Source organism: Shewanella algidipiscicola (genome assembly GCF_003605125.1).
Taxonomy (GTDB): domain Bacteria; phylum Pseudomonadota; class Gammaproteobacteria; order Enterobacterales; family Shewanellaceae; genus Shewanella; species Shewanella algidipiscicola.
The window spans coordinates 39,290-56,562 of the sequence record NZ_QPQT01000004.1 but is presented as its reverse complement, the minus strand read 5'-3'; the positions used below and the strand labels follow the sequence as shown (position 1 = coordinate 56,562).

Here is a 17,273-nt window from a genome sequence, read left to right as displayed (position 1 = left end):
CATCGCTAATACCTAAAACCTATGACGCTTTACAACTCAGGTTTATAGCTTGAATATCGGTGCATTAGAGCTCAAATACATGGGTCATTACTTTATACAGCTCGGTACCTTGATAAACCGAGGCAGAAGCAAAATGCAAAATCGGCACGCACGCTTGCGATAAGCATAAAGGGGTTAATGTAGACCCACAGCCATACTGATCCACCCGCAAAATAGTCGCTAAAGGCGAACCAGCGGCTAATGGCTCGCCTAACTTAGCGGTATACTCCACCATGCCCCCCATGGGGGAGTGGTATTTTTTATAGTCACGAAGATAACAGCCATACCGCGCCATCTTAGCGGGCAAAATGGGGTCGGCAACCACACCGCGATGACTCAAATACGCCATGATCCCATCGGCATCTAGGCGTGCATCGGCGAGATCGATATGCTCTTGCGAGCCCAGCTCCAAGGTAAACGCAGACACAGGTAGCGCTAATTCTCGCCCCTGCGCTGCTAGGTACTGACACAATTGCCACCAAGGATAAAATATCGATTCATCCATCGCCCCACCAAACTCATTAGGCATAAATAGCGTGTGGGCTATCGAAAATAACCTCGCGGCCTCACTATCATATTCTGGACAATACAGATGTTTGCAGGCCTTGGGCCCGGTGTGCAGATCCAACACGATATCCGCTTGATGCCCTAAATGCTGCAGAGTGACCGCTTGGCGATGCCCCGTCGTCACGCCCCACTCATGCTGCAGACGCTGCTGACAGCTATCAAGCAACATGGCGCGATAAGCCGCCACCAAGGCGTTATCGTCTAACTCGGCATGCTGTCGATACCAAGCGGCCACATCGATATGATGATTTAAGTATTCGCGATTCCAATTCACCCCGGTTATCGGGTCAAAACGCCCAAGGGTAAACTCACCACTTTTTTGGTTAATCCCCAAAGGGTTGGCGAGTGGCACCAAGGTGACACTGCCAAGCAACTCGCAGTTTTCCAGTTGCTGCATTAACTGGTAAATCACCGCATTGCCCTGCACCTCGGCGCCATGCACATTCGCCTGAATATAGACACTCGGCCCACGCATCACGGCTGGCGTAAACTGAAAAATGGGCAACTCGAGATCTTGCCCTGTCGCCAACTCGCCAATTTTCAACGTACTACGAGTGGGTTTCATCGTGCACCTTCGAACAGATTTTCATGTAACGAGCGGACCACCTGCGCCGCCTCACTTTCGGCAACCAACACACATAGGTTATGTGGGCTAGCTCCTTGGCAGATCATGCGCACATTATGCGGCTCTAGCACCTCAAACACTCGGCGGCATACCCCAGGTGTAGAGGCAATTTTATTGCCCACTATCGCCACTAAGGCTAAATTATCTTCCACACGCACCCGGCAATGCTGCGACAACTCTTGCAATAGCGCTTCACTAAGCAAATTATTGCCAGCCGAATCAGAGCCGGTTTTATCTAAGGTCAACGACACGTTAACTTCCGAGGTCGTGATCAAATCGACACTTATTTTGTGCCTTGCTAGCGTAGCAAAGGTCTCAGCCAAGAAACCTTGCGCATGTAGCATCTGCAAACTGTGTAGATTCAGTAAGGTTTGATCGCGGCGCACGGCCACGGCGCGGTAAATAGGCTCATCACTCACTTGATGACGTATCCAAGTACCGCCACGTTCAGGTTCTTTGCTCGAGCCCACAAACACCTGAATTTTTTGCCTTACCGCAGGTAAAATGGTCGCAGGATGCAGCACCTTAGCGCCAAAAGTCGCCATTTCAGCGGCTTCATTAAAGCTAATTTCGGCGATGGGCTGTGCATTGGGGGCCAAGCGTGGATCGGTAGTGTAAATCCCAGCCACATCGGTCCAAATTTCGACCGCCGATGCCTTAAGGGCCTCGGCCAATAATGCCGCCGAGTAATCGCTACCGCCACGCCCTAAGGTAGTGGTGGCGCCCTGTGCATCGGCCCCAATAAACCCTTGAGTAACAATACGCTGCTCGGCCAGCAGCGGGGCTAAATGCGCCGCACATAAGGCTGCAACCTGTTCAATTTGAGGCTCAGCACGGCCAAAATGACTGTCGGTGCGCATCACTTGGCGTACATCAAAGGCTGACGCCGCCTCACCTTTTTCACGTAACACAGCAGCAAACAGCGCCGCTGAACATTGCTCTCCTTGTGCTAACAACTCATCCATGGTGGCTTTGCAGCGTTCACGACTCAAGGACTCACTTAACATAGCGATACGGCTGAGCACGCCATCGAGCTGGGCTGCAACCTCTGCAGGACGACCGAGTTGGTCAAGGATTTGGTATTGAATTGAGGCAATCTGCTTAAGTAGCTGTTGACGTCGCTCGTCATCGAGCTGCGCTTGAGTCAACTCCACCAGCAAATTGGTGACGCCGCTAGAGGCACTCACGACTACAATACGTGTATTAGGATTGGCAATAATGATGTCGGCACAGCGACTCATTGCTGTGTAGTCAGCAACGGATGTACCACCGAATTTAGCTACGACAATCGACATTAGCCCACCTCAACGACATTGAAGCAGTAACAAGACACGACAAGAATAGATAACATGATAAACCTCCGAACTTACTTCGTTCGAAGAGCCTGGTGCAAAGATTACGCACCCCAAGACGGGAAATAGCGATCACCACCAGAAGCTCTCCACCAAAAAACAGGTGACAATCGACAGGATTCAACCATATCGACCGATAAACAAACGAAACCAAACACTTGTCTATCTCGGCGTTAATCTCCATCATAAGCAATCGTCAGAGTTTGGCCTCTTCATGCTTACTACCTAGTTAACGCTCCTCTTCTGTATCTCAAGCGCATTGACGCACAAGATGGTTGAAAATTAGCAAATATCTGTCTAATAAGTCAACGATATTTATTCAATATGAGTAAATATCCTTTCAAGGTGACCGTCATATTTAAAAACAGCGCTAAGATTGGATTTCGGGTAACTCACTGACCAGACAAACCCGCGCCGAAAAAGCGCCCATGGTCAGCTCAGGGTAATTAAGTAAGCAAGGCACCAATTGCAACTGATCGCCTTCGACAAAATAGATCGCATTTTGATTAAACTGCCTGCCCAGTGCCACCGCTAATGGCTTCTCTATTGGGACAGCCCAGCTTTTTTCCATATGACGACGGTCATAAGAAGCACCGATGATGGCACGATAAGGACGCTTAAGTTCGATGATATGTCGCTGTAATTGACTATCTAACAGACGATTTTGAGGCGCTGACAACACTCGCCCCCTTGGGTTGTGTGCGGTGATGATGGCGAAAGATAAGGCGGGAGAAAACCCTTGGGTCAATAGAAATTGGGTATGCTGATAACTGTGCCAAAAATGGTCATCTATGGTACTCATTCGCCGAACATTCCTAAATTAGCGTGCGATAATTATAGTTAAATCATCTCATCTGCCTAGAACAAACAGATTATATCTCTGTTAAATTATAATTAATGACCATAAAATCAAAAGATTAGCCATAAAAAATTGATAAACATCAAATCTAAGCGTAAATTTGTTAACATTTCATTTGTTAACAAATGACTAAAACGAGTACAATACGTCGGTTGATTCACTTCCACTCGTCAAGCATGAACAACTTTTGTTACGCCATGTCTAAATCACTGTGATCAAAAGTTGTCAATTTCCTATAGATATGAGCGATTTTGTCGCTTTTAATATTGAAACTTGAAAATTTCAATAGTTAAAGGAACTATTTCCTACTATTGTTAATCGTAGTGGATACAGTTAGCGCATCTTTTTCAACAAAGAGATACGCATACCTTACTAATCATGAAGTGTGTTGCGGTTTCAGTCGTTTTAGTGAAAGCACCTACGTGACTCGGTAATTTTCAACACGACAAGTTAGGGCGCAACCGCACGCCGCGCTCATGGTTAGCACAGATGTAAATAAATATTAGGTAGATAAATATGCAAAATCCGCACATTCTGATCGTAGAAGATGAAGCCGTTACCCGGAACACGCTAAGAAGTATTTTCGAGGCTGAAGGATATGTGGTAACTGAAGCCAATGACGGCGCAGAAATGCATAAAGCAATGCAAGAAAACAAGATCAATCTCGTCGTTATGGATATTAATCTTCCAGGCAAGAATGGTCTTTTGTTGGCACGTGAACTTCGTGAAATAAACAATATCGGTCTAATCTTCCTAACGGGCCGTGATAACGAAGTTGACAAGATCTTGGGCCTTGAAATTGGTGCAGATGATTACATCACTAAGCCATTCAACCCACGTGAGCTAACAATTCGTGCACGTAATTTGTTGACCCGTGTGAATAGCACAGGTGTAGAAACAGAAGAAAAGAGCGCGGTAGAATACTACCGTTTCAACGGCTGGAGCTTAGAAATTAACAGCCGTTCATTGGTTAGCCCACAGGGCGAGTCATACAAGCTTCCACGCAGTGAATTTCGTGCGATGCTTCACTTCGTTGAAAACCCAGGTAAGATCCTGACTCGTGCAGACTTACTGATGAAGATGACCGGCCGTGAGCTTAAGCCACATGACCGTACGGTTGACGTCACGATTCGTCGTATCCGTAAGCACTTTGAAAGCTTACCAGATACACCAGAAATCATCGCGACAATCCACGGTGAAGGTTACCGCTTCTGTGGTAATTTAGAAGACGCATAAGTTTACGCTTATGTTATTCAATGAAAAAGCCAGTCGTGAGACTGGCTTTTTTGTGTCCGGAACACTTATGCCACTGTGGACTAGACTTCGAATCCAGCTCGATATCATTTCAATCCGGCCGAGTGGCTTTTGGATATGCTGATTTGAAGCTAAAACCTCATGGTTACCCATCGCCTGCCCTGCGATATCTGCAGCACATTTTTGGCTAGATCAGCGAAGTCTAACTTAGTATTTATAGACGAAAAACAGGGATTATGAGTACGGTTGCCCCTGTCCCAATATTTGCGATTAGCATCATATTGCAGACCAAGTTACTCCGTAACTACGGTTTGCAACCAGTCCTGTAGCTGCTGTAATTCTTGGTTATTAAACATCACTAGACCAGCATGTGTCCTCCTCTGGGAAAAATGTAACTGCAGGTTTGGCGATTGTAAATGGCTAAAGTAACTTGCTGGAGCTATCGAATCTTGCTCTGATGCTATCAATAAAGTGGGTGTATTTGAACGGGTCAATAAAGGGGCGATTGCCGTATCTTGAAGAGTTATATTGCGTTGCTGCAAAACGGTATCTGTGATCTGGCGTAATTGCTGTTCGCCCAATATTCGGTAATACCATGAATATTCCTGTGCGACGTAATTCTTTAACCCGGTACTAAAGTCATGCATAGGCGCAATTAATACTTGTCCAGTAATGTTCTGTCGTCTTGCGCTAATTTGCGCAGCGACATTGGCGCCAAGTGAATGCCCCAATAAATACACAGGCCCAATTATTTGGTGCCTTTGTTGGTGGCGCTGGGCTTGAGCTCATAGAAGAAAAAGGAAAACAAGAAATTAAAAAGCTAAAACTGGCTAAAAAGGGCATCTGCAGTAAATAAGAATTAGTGATTCCTTTCCCCAAATAGCCCTGTGACTTATATCAAACCACAGGGCTTGTTGTTCTAACGCAGCGCTAAAAATTCCAGCTTGCCGCCTAGAAACTATCGTTAACCTTTCTGTTTCAGTTGTTTATCTAAGAAATCGGCCAGCGAGCGGTATAGATGCGTTCTCACTTTCTCACCGCGCATCGAATGCTTAGACCCGGGGTAGTCGATCATCTGAAACAGCTTGCCCTCATCTTGCAGCGCCTTATAAACCCGCGTGCTGTTTTCAAACAACACATTGTCATCGGCCATGCCGTGATACATCAACAATCCCGACTGATAATCTTTCACATAAGGCAGTACACTGCTGGCTTCATAACCTTTGGCATTGCTGCCTGGGTGCGACAAGTAACGCTCGGTATAGTGGGTATCATACAAGGCCCAGTCAGTTACCGGCGCTCCCGCAATCGCAGCTTTGAAATGCGTGGGGGCTTTAAATAGACTCATTAAGGCCATATAACCGCCGTAGCTATGACCATAAATCGCAATGTTGTCACCATCGACATAATTTAAGCTACGCAAATAATCGACGCCCGCCTTTTGATCGTCAACTTCCGCTTGCCCAAGTTGCTTGTAGATCACATGTTCAAACTGAGTGCCCCTATGGGCCGAGCCACGATTATCGAGCTGAAACACGATAAAGCCTTGTTGCAACAGGTACTGGGTAAAGTAGTCTTGTTCACTCCAGCTATTGACTACCAACTGAGCGTGAGGGCCACCGTACACACGCACTACGACCGGATACTGCTGGGTGGCATCAAAGCCTGTGGGTTTAAAGAGACGATATTGCAAGGCTTGACCATCTTGGGCTTTTATCTGACCAAATTCCGGTAATTGCCATTGACCGAAGAAGGGATATAAGGGATGAGATTCATCGACATTATTTTGCTCGACCCAAGCCAAGCGCTCCCCTTTAGCACCATGCAGGCTGACCTGTGGCGGCTGCGCTAGGCTATTAAAGTAATCGAGGTAAATAGGCTGATTGTCGGCAAATACCGGCCCATGCATACCCGCTCGACGGCTAATTTGCTCTATTTCGCCGCCAGTTAAGGGCACGCGGTATAGGTGCTTTTCGATGACACTGGTTTTGCGGCCCGTAAAATAGACCCAGCCAGCCTGCTCATCGACATATTCCACCTCATCGACCGCCCAAGCTCCTTTGGTAAGTTGCTTAATAAGCTTACCTTGCAGATCAAATAGGTAAAGATGATTAAAACCATCACGTTCCGAGGCCCAAACCAGTTGTGGCTGCTGTTTCAAGAAATGCAGGTCGTTGTTTAAATTAACCCAAGCCTTACTGCGCTCTTTGATAACCGTTGTAGGTGCCGCGCTGCCGTTTAAAGCGGCAATGCGTAGGTCTAAGGTCTGTTGATCTCGGCTTTGCCACTGAAATGACACATGCTGACTATCTGGCAGCCACTTAACCCGAGGCAGGTAGCTATCTGGGGTTTGGCCGATATCAATCCAGCGTACGTTGTTATCTTCAATATTGACCACACCCAGTTCGATACTGACATTATTTTTGCCCGCATAAGGGTAACGTTGCTCGGTAAGCTTGATGCCATCGGCATAAATTTCGTTGCGAGTCACCAACTCGACAGCCGACTCGTCGATACGGGTAAAGGCGATAGCCGACTCATCGGGTGCCCACCAATAACCAGTCATGCGGTCCATCTCTTCTTGCGCAACAAACTCGGCCATCGCATTTTTAATCGCGCCACCACCATCTTGGGTTAACGCAGTTAATTGGCGAGTCTCAAGGTTAAGCACATACAAGTTTTGCTCGCGCACAAACGATACAAAATGCCCCTTAGGCGACAATCTTGCGTCGGTAATAAAGCCCTCACCGGTTGGCAACACTTCCACTTTGGCATCGACAAGCGAATAGTAATACAAGGCTCCAGACGCTGGGATCAATATGGCTTGGCTGTCATCGGCCCAGAAATACTCCATGATCCCTTGACCATAAATGCGTTGACGCTCGCGACGGGCCTTCTCTTCGTCCGACAGCTCGCCACTTTTAAGGCGATCGGCATTGAGCAAGATATCTTGCTCGCCGGTGGCCACATCCATCTGCCATAGGTCATATAAGTATTGGTCGTCGACCCGCCCTGCAAGGTAAGTCACCCGTTGACCATCGGGAGACAAGGTTAACCCCCGCGGACTGCTGCCAGCTAATGCCGGCGAGGCATACAAGCGCTCGACAGTTAACGCTGCCTTACCTCCTTGGGGTTGATTAAGCTCGGCTTGCGCCGCAGATACACAGTGAGATAAAAGCATAGGCACCACCATTAGCGCAGAACTAATCCATTTTTTTTTCATTATTATGTCCTGGATATAAAACGAGTTTGATTAACTAAGCTATGACGCATTGTGCCTCAAAGTTGCGCAAAATAAAAACGCAGCCACTTAGCCCCCGGCGTAATTAGCCGCTGAAAAAACGATTCATCTACGGTAGAATAGCCGCCAGAATTAAACCCTATAAAAACATGCTGACCTCAAATGTGAGCCTAGCTCGCTATGTCATAGGAAATAACATGCAAACTCTGGCGCAACACCTCAGTTCACAAGGGATTGAAGCTCCTTTGTCTCAACTCATTCTGACCCTAGCCGACACCTCTAAAGCGATAAGCCATGCAGTGCGTCATGGCGCACTGGCCGGTGTACTCGGTGCCACCGAGCAAGAAAACGTCCAAGGCGAAACCCAAAAGAAGCTCGATGTGATCACCAATGACATGCTTAAAGACGCGCTAAAAGCCGATAGCACGGTACGCGGCTTAGCATCAGAAGAGGAAGACCATATTGTTGAGGTCGGCCAAAGTGGCGATTTTTTAGTGTGTTTCGACCCACTAGATGGCTCATCGAATATCGATATTAACTCACTGGTGGGCACCATTTTTTCGGTGCTACCCGCGCCAAAAGGTGAACTGAGTCAGCAGAGTTTTTTACAAAGTGGTCGCCATCAAGTGGCCGCGGGTTATGTATTGTATGGCCCATCGACCATGCTGGCCTTAACCACAGGTAAAGGGGTGCAGCTATTTACCCTCAACCCAGATACCAACGAATACTTACTCACCAATGATGCCATGGCCATTAGCAAAGATACTGGCGAGTTTGCCATCAATATGTCAAACCAACGCTTCTGGGAAGCGCCAATGCAGACCTATATTAGCGATCTACTGCTAGGGAAAATTGGCCCGCGTGAAAAGTCATTCAACATGCGCTGGATTGCCGCCATGGTGGGCGATGTGCACCGCGTATTGTGTCGCGGCGGACTCTTTACCTACCCAACTGACAATAAAAACCCAGACAAACCTTATAAACTGCGCTTGATGTATGAAGCCAACCCCATGTCGTTTTTGGTCGAACAGGCAGGCGGTAAAGCCTCAACCGGCTATGAAAACATCATGGATATTGAGCCCAGCGACATTCACCAGCGCGTCGCAGTGATTTTAGGCTCGGCTAACGAGGTCGATGCCTGCCTCGAATATCATGGCGTCGATTACAGTCAAGAGCCTAGCCTGTAGCCAATCAGCTAGCAGCACTCGCAACAAAAAAGTCGCCAAGGGCGACTTTTTTATTGCTTCTAACCATGACCTTTTGATGTAACGATGACTTGCTGCAAATATGTGCCAGCCATTATTAATCAGTCTCGATATCAATCTGTAGCACCACATGAAGGTGATTCGACATTACGGCAAATGCTGCTACATCCATGGCAAAGGCCGCTGCAAGCTCAAACACCAGCGATTCTATCCAACTGCGGCAATGATCATAATTTTTCCCCGAATAGGCATCATCACCACATAAAAAGGCGCGCCTCACTACACGGCTACAACAATGATAATAGGGTATGTCTTCAAGACTAATTTGGGTACGGCGAGGGCGTCGCATAACAACCTCCTTGTCTAATGCTTCTTCAAAGCTTAGTAGAAGGTCGTTTCTGATGCACATTAACTATGGGCGTCTATTTATTTCATTTAGTTAACGATAGTAGCGTTAACCTTCATCATTTTGAATTGCTTGCCGCAGGCCTTTCGTGCAGGTGCTTCCTCGGCACCGCTGTAAACCCATCCTTGGGCGCTCTGCGATTTCATCCCTGAAATCGAAGGCCTCAGCCGCACCTACACCCGAGTTCTTAATCTCTTCGATTTGACCTTACTAGTGTCACTCGGACAATCAAAAGTTAAATTGTTTTTGGACATTTTTGAGTTAGGACTTTTGGTCTACTATGTGAATTTAAGATTAATATTTCTATGGCTAACGCCGTGCTCTGCGGTAAATTTGGTGCGCAGCGGAAAATTTATCCGACAGAAGCACCTTGTTATGTGAGTATTTCAACGCTGCTCGCTGTCCTGCTATCATTAAAGGTAGCTGGATAGAATCTTACTCTTTTCCCAATAACCTTCGTTTTATGCTTATCCGAATCAATAACACTCAAATCAGTGAAGAAATAGCGATTACCAGCATCACACTGTATAAAGCCAGCGTCTTCGTGAACAAAGGAAATCTCACCTTCGATTTTCCCAGGTAGTGCAGCCTGTTCTATTAGTTCTTCACTTATTTGTGCAACCCTACTAATCCAAGTTCCATTCTCAAGGCTTCTTTCTTTGTTTTGCTTTTCTGTACCTTTAATATAATGGGTAGGCAGGTCACGCAGAATACAATATGCGTAATCAAAAGAATAAACCGTTCCCCTCCGCCCTGTTCCCAACTCTTCTATATTGATCAGGTTGTACTCTCTTGATTTACTGGTGTACTTGTATAGAACTGGCGACATATTTGGAAATTTGAATTTATAAGCGCCTCGTGTTTTACAAACGCTTATTATGTTCTCAAGAAATTCTTTTTCTTGCGCATTAAAAAGAGATTCAATATCTTCGCCATGCTCTTTAAGCGCTTCAAAAACAAACTCTTTTGTAACCATTAGATTGTCTGGAGACTCCCTAAAAGTAACATTTAGCGACGAGTCGAGAAGTTGTATTAATCTACGCATGTTACCTTGCGAAGCATAAAGAAGCTGCTCAAGGCAGTCTCCGTATTGGCTGTCATTTAATGAAAAAATATCAGTGGCTTTATATTCCACATCATCATGTGATTCAGGATTTAGATAATTATTAATTAGAGTTTCAATTTTCCTTCTATACCGGAGGTAGCCCCTCTCCGTATGTATAGTTTCCTCAAGTCGAACAGCATCCCCATACCTTGTTTCTGTGAGCATATCTGAATACGAATTAGGATATACAGCAATCTTTGTTCTCATAAATGAGGAAGTTCGAAACTGATTCATGAGAATTTCAAAAAATGCAGACCCTTCATCATTTTGAAAAAACTTCCGATCAAGTGACCCCGCTTCATCAATTAAAAGGATTATTTTGCCAGTTTGACCTTCAAGCAGGTTTTTATAACACTCTTCTATATCCTTGATACCCGGGTTAGGTTTTTTCTTAATTTCCGTGAATTCAGTCCCTTTCCACTCTGAAGAAAGCTCAATAAATTTAGATTTAACACCGCCTTTTATTCCTAATTCGTTGCTTACACGTTCTACATACTCCTCACTTCCCAACTTAGCTAATTGCTTCATGCTCGCTGAAAGCCTGTGAGCAGAATACATATCGTCTGTTAGGTATTGAAACCCCTGATGAATCTCAGCAAGTCTTTTTTGATCTTCAAGATGAAGATATATAGAGGTTAACTCTTCTATTATCTTGATAATAATAGCTCGATATATTTCAGAAGGTTCTTGCAGGTGCTGGAAGTCACTAAGCCGGATAAATACGGGCAAAATAACTTCTGACTCAGGGTCGAGTAAACTTGGGACGATGCCATAAAGATAGAAGGCATAATTAGCTCTAAGATACATCGTTTTACCAGAGCCCATTCTTCCTTTGACGATTGTATTTTCATAGTCAAAAGGAGTATTTAGTCCAATGATTGGATTCACATACAAATTTAGAATGCTGGACAAATTAAATTCGTCAGCATTGCGGGTTTTAAAAGGTCTAGACTTGAATAGTTCTTCCATAATCTCTTATCTTATTTATCAATAAACCTGATTCACTTGAGCACATAACGATCGTGGTTCACGAGACGAAGGTCTCGTGTAACGGGTTGTTCTTTACTTTCGGAGAGAGGAGGTTATCGCTACTCAATCCGTGAGCTCTTATTCCATGACCTTGGGGCTTAATTGATGCCCCCTGCGGCGTGAGGGAAGCATCGCTTCTTTACTTGAAGTCAATTGCAGGTCTCTTTGAAAGCTTCGCTTTACGAGCCTTAGCAAGTGCCTTCAAGCTATCATAAATGAGGCGTTTCTTCCATCGCGTTTGGCTCTATCTATGCCTTCGGCTAGACTTAAATATCACTTCTTTTTTGCTAAAAATCGTCTACCGCAGGTCAAGAACGCCGCCGTAAGAGGCGGAAAATGCTTGGCTATAATTAGCGAAGAATGAGCGCAAGCCAAGCTTTTTTGCGTCCTTTCTTGACGGCCTTGTTATGTTACGGGAACTCTAATGCTTAAAAACTTACGTAGCTCAGAATTAAATTTAGAGGCTTTTTTCTGAATTTCTTTTTTGTCATTACTAGACAGCGAGTGCAAGTAACCGTTACGCAACTGCCTAGCTGATTTTTCATTTTGTTTGCCCGGCCCGCCTTTAAATAGTTTGGGTAAATCTGCGTCACTAAAATCGAGCTTGAAATGATCTAAAGCGGCTTTAAGAGCTGTAATGTTTAGCTCATCTTTGCTATTTTTGTTGGTGTCCGTTCGATAATATCGCTGTAACTTTTTTGCGAAAACTTCCGACTGTAAATACAAACCTATAAAAGTTCCAACATCTCCTTGGCAACTAAACTGAGGATCTAATTTTCGAACAGCATCTAACTCTTTGTTTCTAGAATTAGCTAAAGCTTCTTTTTGTTTTATAGATTTAGACACTAACCTTCCTTAGCAACATAACGATCTAGTTCACGAGCCGAAGGTCTCGTGTAACGGCTTGTTCTTTACTTTCGGAGAGAGGAGGTTATCGCTACTCAATCCGTGAGTTCATATTCCATGCCCTTGGGGCTGATGTGAGCCCCCTGCGGCGTGAGGGAAGCATCGCTGCTTTACTTGAAGACTCTTGCAGGTCTCTTTGAAAGCTTCGCTTTACGAGCCTTAGCAAGGGCCTTCAAGCTATCATAAATGAGGCGTTTCTTCCATCGCGTTTGGCTCTATCTATGCCTTCGGCTAGACTTAAATATCACTTCTTGTTTGCTAAAAATCGTCTACCGCAGGTCAAGAACATTTTATTAGTGCGCATGCGCATATATTTGGCAAAACGCGCATGCACATTTAATAAACCTATTATTTAAAATTTACTAAATGAAAGCTATTGATTTATAAGCACTCTATCAGAACAACGCTGGATAAACGAGCATAAAAATCTGCAAAGTGAGCATTGGCATTGGTGTTGAATCGAAAGTAATAAGTAATTGTCACTTATAGATTAGTAATAGTAGGTCAATAGTCTCGTCACTGTTCTGCACTGCTTATCGCCTGTAACTCACAAAGGGGCAAAAGTACGTTAGCTTTTAATTCTGAGTTCACACCAAATACGGCTAAATCGAAGAGGCGTTAGAGATAGGTGTAAGCGCGGTTTTGGCCTTCGAAATCATGGATGATTTCGCAGAGCCCACACGGACGTGCTTGCGGCGAGCCAAAAGAGCGCTTGCACATAAGCCTGCTGCAAGCAATTAACTCACATTGAAGGTTCGACCTTCAAACACTTTCAATTAATAAAAATACAGCCAGCCGCTACTCAAGAAAATGTCATTGTTCTTCATTTCAAGACCTCCAAACTTTGGGGCGAACGTTTGTTAGCTTTTGAACTAGCGGCTCACACCAAGTGAAGCTAAATCGAAGAAACGTTCGAACCCAAGTGTAAACGCGGCTGCGGCCTTTGCCAGCAGGGATGCTGGCGTAGAGCCCACAAGGATGTGCTTGCGGCGTGTCGCAGAAGTGTTTGCACATAAAGCCTGCGGCAGGCAATTAACAACCATGAAGGTTCGGCCTTCAAACACACTTAACAAATAAGATGTAGCCGAACGCTACTATAGCTAATCCCAAAAATGCCAAACCTTCATTCCAAGGCCAGCACACTTTGGGGCAAAAGCTTCTTAGCCTTTAACTCACTAGTCGTATCAAATGAAGTCCAATCGAAGAGGCGATAGATATAAGTGTAAGCGCGATTTTGGCCTTCGAAATCATGGCCAAAAATATTCCCAACATTTTTCGGCATCCATACCTCTCTCGTTCGTAAGCATAAAGCTACGCTTCACTCACAGTGTCGCAGAAGTATCTGCACATAAACTCACCGCAGGTGATAGGTTGCCATAAAAGTACGCCTTCAAACCCACTTAACCAACACCAATTCGGCCAAACACTAAACAACAAAAACACCAATACACAACAAACAAAAAAGGAGCTAACGTTAGTTAGCTCCTTTTCAACATAGCCTGATAGCTAATTAAGCCCAATCACTAGCTAAAGAGTTAGCGCAGTTCCCAGGCGCGATAGCTCTTACCTTTAAGCTTACCCTTGGTTATCTTGTTAAGGGCTTTATTGAGCACTTTGCGATCGACAGCAACGTATGAGCGAAACTCGGTGATCTTAATCTTGCCCACTTCTGAGCCTTCGATGCCGTTGTCACCTGTGAGGCAACCTAAAATATCGCCTGGACGAATTTTGTTTTTCTTACCGCCATCAATTTGAATGGTGACCATGCGTGGCTGGGGTGGGTAAGTGTCGAGCAGGCTTTCGCTTGGCAAGGCTTCGCCCACGATGTCACGGCCAATTTCATCTTCAAGTAGTGCCATTTTGTAACCGTCTTCATGGTTAAAGAAAGTATGCGCTGCCCCTTTGCTGCCCGCGCGACCAGTACGGCCAATTCGGTGAATGTGCACTTCGGTGTCGTAAGCAACATGGTAGTTAACCACCATATCGAGCGCATCGATATCGAGCCCGCGTGCGGCCACATCGGTAGCCACCATCACGCTGGCACTCTTGTTGGCAAATCGCAGTAACATCTGGTCGCGATCACGCTGCTCTAAGTCGCCGTGCAGCGCCACAACGCTAAAACCATCGTTAGCCAATTTCGCGGCCACATCTTTGGTTTCGCGTTTGGTATTACAAAACACCACGGCACTTTCTGGCTTGTGATGCAGTAGCAACAGGCGCAGGGCTTTCATGCGATCATTATTGTTACCGCACTCATAAAAATGCTGGTCAATGGTGTCACCGTCGTGCTTGCCTTCAACCTTGATCATCACAGGGTTGACCAAAAACTGCTCGCTAATGGTTTGAATTTGCTCAGGGAAAGTGGCGCTAAACAGCAAGGTTTGGCGCTCACGCGGCACGGCGAGCATGATGGCGTCGAGCTCTTTTTGAAACCCCATTTCTAACATGCGATCGGCTTCATCCAGCACTAACATGTTAACGTTTTCAAGATCTAAACGACCGCGATCGAGATGATCGATAATACGACCCGGCGTACCCACAATGATATGGGCACCATGTTCAAGCGAGCCAATTTGTGGCCCCATAGGCACGCCGCCACACAAGGTTAAAATTTTAATATTGTGGATGCCACGGGCCAGCGTACGCAGATCGGCCGCCACTTGGTCGGCCAGCTCGCGGGTTGGGCACATCACTAACGCTTGAATGCGAAAACGTTTCACATCCAATTTATTGAGTAATCCTAAGCCAAAGGCGGCGGTTTTACCCGAGCCTGTTTTGCCTTGGCCAATCACATCTTCGCCGTTTAAGATGGCTGGCAAGCTTTTGGCTTGAATGGGGGTCATAGACTCAAAACCTATGGTGGTTAGGGTCTCGAGCAGTTCAGGTTTTAACGCCAGGCTGTTAAAAGCAGTTGCGGTGTTATTGTCGGCTTGACTCACGGTATTTTCCTAGTCGGACAGCTGGGCTTGGCCGAGTATTAATCGCGCGTGCACAGCTAATCGAATTTAAAGCATGTCGATAGGCAAACCCAACACCCTCATATTACCGAATGCGCTAAGCTCTGCCCTGTATTGGCGGCGATTATAGCAATCTTTTAGTCAAAGTGCGTTAGGCAAGTGTGCTTAAAAAGGTTTATCGCTAAAAAGCCCCCGGCGCCGCGTGAGTGTTTGTCTACGCGGTGCAGGGGCTTGAGATAACAGCTGTTAAGATAATGGTTAAAGTGCAGCTACAAGAGTCGCGATTTAAGCGGTGGCCAGCTCGGCCTCTGCAGTCACTTTAGCATCCATGCGTTTAATCACAGCGCCATAGATAATTAATGAGACTGCTGACACGCTGGCGATACCGGCAAACACGTACCAGATATAGTGGGCATGGGATGATGCTTCAACCCAAGCAGCATGGTCACTAAAAGTGCGCGGATCGGGGCAGTAGGCCTCGAGTAAATAGCCTGACAAACCAAAGCCCAGTAATGAGCTAATAAACGAGTGTAGATGTGAGAAACCTAAGTACAGCCCCTCTTCGCCCTTAGGTGCTTGCAGTGAAAAGTATTCCAAGAAACGCGGCGAAATAAAGCACTCAGCTAAGCCTTGGAACACAATGCCGATGATCATCATCGCCGCAATAGGATGCATGCCTAAAATAGTGTCAGTCCCGGCAAACATATTGCCCGAGGCCATTAATAGTGCCGAAACAGGCATAATAAACATGCCTATGGTCATCGAAGAAAGTGCGCTGCGTTTTGCCATTAGCGTAGTCACTAGGCTCACACACAGAAACACCACCAGCGGATTAACGTTAGCGTACCAAGAAGGAGAAGACCCTTCGCCCGCCATGCGCAGCACATATTTGGGCATGGTGGCATACAGCTGATGTTGCACCATCCAAAAACCAGAAATGATAATGGTCAGCGAAATCAAACGGCCATTAGACAGCACTTTCGTTAATGCTTGCCAAATTTGCCCCAGGCTCTTACCCGAGCGATTGTTATCGGTACTCTTAAAGAACAGCAAAATACTGATAAACGCCAGTAGCGTCATGCTGGCGGCAAAATAGTTGAGGTTAATTAACCCCAGATCGCCCATCGACTCGCGCAGCGGTTTAACCACAGTTTTACCGGAAAAGGCGCCAATGTTAACCATCATATAAAAGATAGAAAAGCCCTTAGCGCGGGTTTCTGTGGTGGTCGATAGCGCAACAGTGCCAGTGATCACCGCCTTGATAAAAGAGCCACCAATCATGATGACGATTAAAATAGGGATAATCGCCCAGCGAATATCGGCTTCGCGCAGCCCGTGATAAACGGTTTCCTTGCCATAGTCCACCAGTCCTTGAGTTTCTATCAGCATGGGGAAAATCGCTAATGACGCATAACCTATGGTCAATAGACCAAAGGCCAGCAGCAAGGCCCCCCTAAAGCCTATCTTATCGGCTAAGGCACCGCTAAAAGTGGGCAAAAAGTAGAGACCTGCCGAGAAGGAGCCAGCTAACCACGCCGCTTCTACGTCGCTAAAGCCCAAGATACGAGACAAATACAAGGTGATAACGACAAATACGCCGTAATAGGCCGCGCGTTCGAGCAGTTCGACGCCATTGGCGACCCAAAACATACGCGGAAAAGCCGTCTTAGAGTGAGTCGACTCTGCCGGCTCGGTGGCTTTGGATGTAACTTTATTATTCATTTGATG

The 17,273-nt window shown here is 46.0% G+C and carries 12 protein-coding genes, 1 pseudogene and 1 riboswitch; of the genes and pseudogenes, 2 read left to right on the top strand and 11 right to left on the bottom strand.

What is annotated here, in order from left to right; genetic code table 11:
• Positions 1 to 64: 64 nt before the first annotated feature.
• From DVO77_RS05345 to DVO77_RS05335, 3 genes are all read right to left on the bottom strand, one after another.
• Complete coding sequence (locus DVO77_RS05345) at positions 65 to 1,171, bottom strand: succinylglutamate desuccinylase/aspartoacylase family protein (RefSeq protein ID WP_119977611.1); 1,107 nt, start codon at positions 1,169 to 1,171, stop codon at positions 65 to 67.
• Entirely contained in the window at positions 1,168 to 2,526 is a 1,359-nt protein-coding gene (gene lysC, locus DVO77_RS05340) for a lysine-sensitive aspartokinase 3 (RefSeq protein ID WP_119977610.1), read from the bottom strand. The genes DVO77_RS05345 and lysC overlap by 4 nt, the downstream gene beginning before the upstream one ends.
• A 131-nt stretch (positions 2,527 to 2,657) precedes the next feature.
• A riboswitch (Lysine riboswitch) is annotated at positions 2,658 to 2,834 on the bottom strand.
• A gap of 119 nt (positions 2,835 to 2,953) precedes the next feature.
• The gene (locus DVO77_RS05335; protein WP_110457218.1) at positions 2,954 to 3,385 is read right to left on the bottom strand and encodes a DUF3293 domain-containing protein; all 432 of its coding nucleotides are present in this window, start codon (positions 3,383 to 3,385) and stop codon (positions 2,954 to 2,956) included.
• A gap of 573 nt (positions 3,386 to 3,958) precedes the next feature.
• Between DVO77_RS05335 and arcA the strand changes: the two genes are divergently transcribed.
• A complete protein-coding gene (gene arcA / locus DVO77_RS05330) occupies positions 3,959 to 4,678 on the top strand; it encodes a two-component system response regulator ArcA (protein WP_110457217.1) in 720 nt (239 codons plus the stop codon).
• 311 nt (positions 4,679 to 4,989) lie between these two features.
• Here the strand turns inward: arcA and DVO77_RS05325 are convergent, their stop codons facing one another.
• Positions 4,990 to 5,436 (bottom strand): lysophospholipase, encoded by a 447-nt coding sequence (locus tag DVO77_RS05325; RefSeq protein WP_259650883.1) that lies wholly within the window; start codon positions 5,434 to 5,436, stop codon positions 4,990 to 4,992.
• A gap of 224 nt (positions 5,437 to 5,660) precedes the next feature.
• Complete coding sequence (locus DVO77_RS05320; protein WP_119977609.1) at positions 5,661 to 7,919, bottom strand: S9 family peptidase; 2,259 nt, start codon at positions 7,917 to 7,919, stop codon at positions 5,661 to 5,663.
• Positions 7,920 to 8,134: 215 nt separating this feature from the next.
• Between DVO77_RS05320 and DVO77_RS05315 the strand changes: the two genes are divergently transcribed.
• Positions 8,135 to 9,124 carry a class 1 fructose-bisphosphatase gene (locus tag DVO77_RS05315; protein WP_119977608.1) on the top strand — a complete coding sequence of 330 codons (990 nt, stop codon included), beginning with the start codon at positions 8,135 to 8,137 and terminating at the stop codon, positions 9,122 to 9,124.
• 121 nt (positions 9,125 to 9,245) lie between these two features.
• On the opposite strand, the pseudogene DVO77_RS05310 reads toward DVO77_RS05315, so the two are convergent.
• The 6 genes and pseudogenes from DVO77_RS05310 to DVO77_RS05290 form a co-directional block, all read right to left on the bottom strand.
• Positions 9,246 to 9,491, bottom strand: a pseudogene (locus DVO77_RS05310) (transposase); the annotation flags it as partial.
• A 430-nt stretch (positions 9,492 to 9,921) separates the two neighbouring features.
• Complete coding sequence (locus tag DVO77_RS05305) at positions 9,922 to 11,622, bottom strand: hypothetical protein (protein WP_119977607.1); 1,701 nt, start codon at positions 11,620 to 11,622, stop codon at positions 9,922 to 9,924.
• Positions 11,623 to 12,087: 465 nt separating this feature from the next.
• A complete protein-coding gene (locus DVO77_RS05300; RefSeq protein ID WP_119977606.1) occupies positions 12,088 to 12,528 on the bottom strand; it encodes a hypothetical protein in 441 nt (146 codons plus the stop codon).
• A 1,183-nt stretch (positions 12,529 to 13,711) separates the two neighbouring features.
• Positions 13,712 to 13,870, bottom strand: a complete 159-nt coding sequence (locus DVO77_RS19000) for a hypothetical protein (protein WP_162924149.1) — start codon at positions 13,868 to 13,870, stop codon at positions 13,712 to 13,714.
• Between the two features lie 253 nt (positions 13,871 to 14,123).
• Complete coding sequence (dbpA, locus tag DVO77_RS05295; RefSeq protein ID WP_119977605.1) at positions 14,124 to 15,527, bottom strand: ATP-dependent RNA helicase DbpA; 1,404 nt, start codon at positions 15,525 to 15,527, stop codon at positions 14,124 to 14,126.
• 303 nt (positions 15,528 to 15,830) lie between these two features.
• Positions 15,831 to 17,267, bottom strand: a complete 1,437-nt coding sequence (locus tag DVO77_RS05290; RefSeq protein WP_249038109.1) for an MFS transporter — start codon at positions 17,265 to 17,267, stop codon at positions 15,831 to 15,833.
• Positions 17,268 to 17,273 lie beyond the last annotated feature (6 nt).

Excerpts from the sequence above, each read along its gene's own strand:
- DVO77_RS05345 (WP_119977611.1), bottom strand. The coding sequence starts at position 1,171 with ATGAAACCCACTCGTAGTACGTTGAAAATTGGCGAGTTGGCGACAGGG.
- DVO77_RS05290 (WP_249038109.1), bottom strand. The coding sequence starts at position 17,267 with ATGAATAATAAAGTTACATCCAAAGCCACCGAGCCGGCAGAGTCGACT.
- DVO77_RS19000 (WP_162924149.1), bottom strand. The coding sequence starts at position 13,870 with ATGCCGAAAAATGTTGGGAATATTTTTGGCCATGATTTCGAAGGCCAA.
- lysC (WP_119977610.1), bottom strand. The coding sequence starts at position 2,526 with ATGTCGATTGTCGTAGCTAAATTCGGTGGTACATCCGTTGCTGACTAC.
- DVO77_RS05320 (WP_119977609.1), bottom strand. The coding sequence starts at position 7,919 with ATGAAAAAAAAATGGATTAGTTCTGCGCTAATGGTGGTGCCTATGCTT.
- DVO77_RS05305 (WP_119977607.1), bottom strand. The coding sequence starts at position 11,622 with ATGGAAGAACTATTCAAGTCTAGACCTTTTAAAACCCGCAATGCTGAC.
- DVO77_RS05335 (WP_110457218.1), bottom strand. The coding sequence starts at position 3,385 with ATGAGTACCATAGATGACCATTTTTGGCACAGTTATCAGCATACCCAA.
- arcA (WP_110457217.1), top strand. The coding sequence starts at position 3,959 with ATGCAAAATCCGCACATTCTGATCGTAGAAGATGAAGCCGTTACCCGG.
- DVO77_RS05315 (WP_119977608.1), top strand. The coding sequence starts at position 8,135 with ATGCAAACTCTGGCGCAACACCTCAGTTCACAAGGGATTGAAGCTCCT.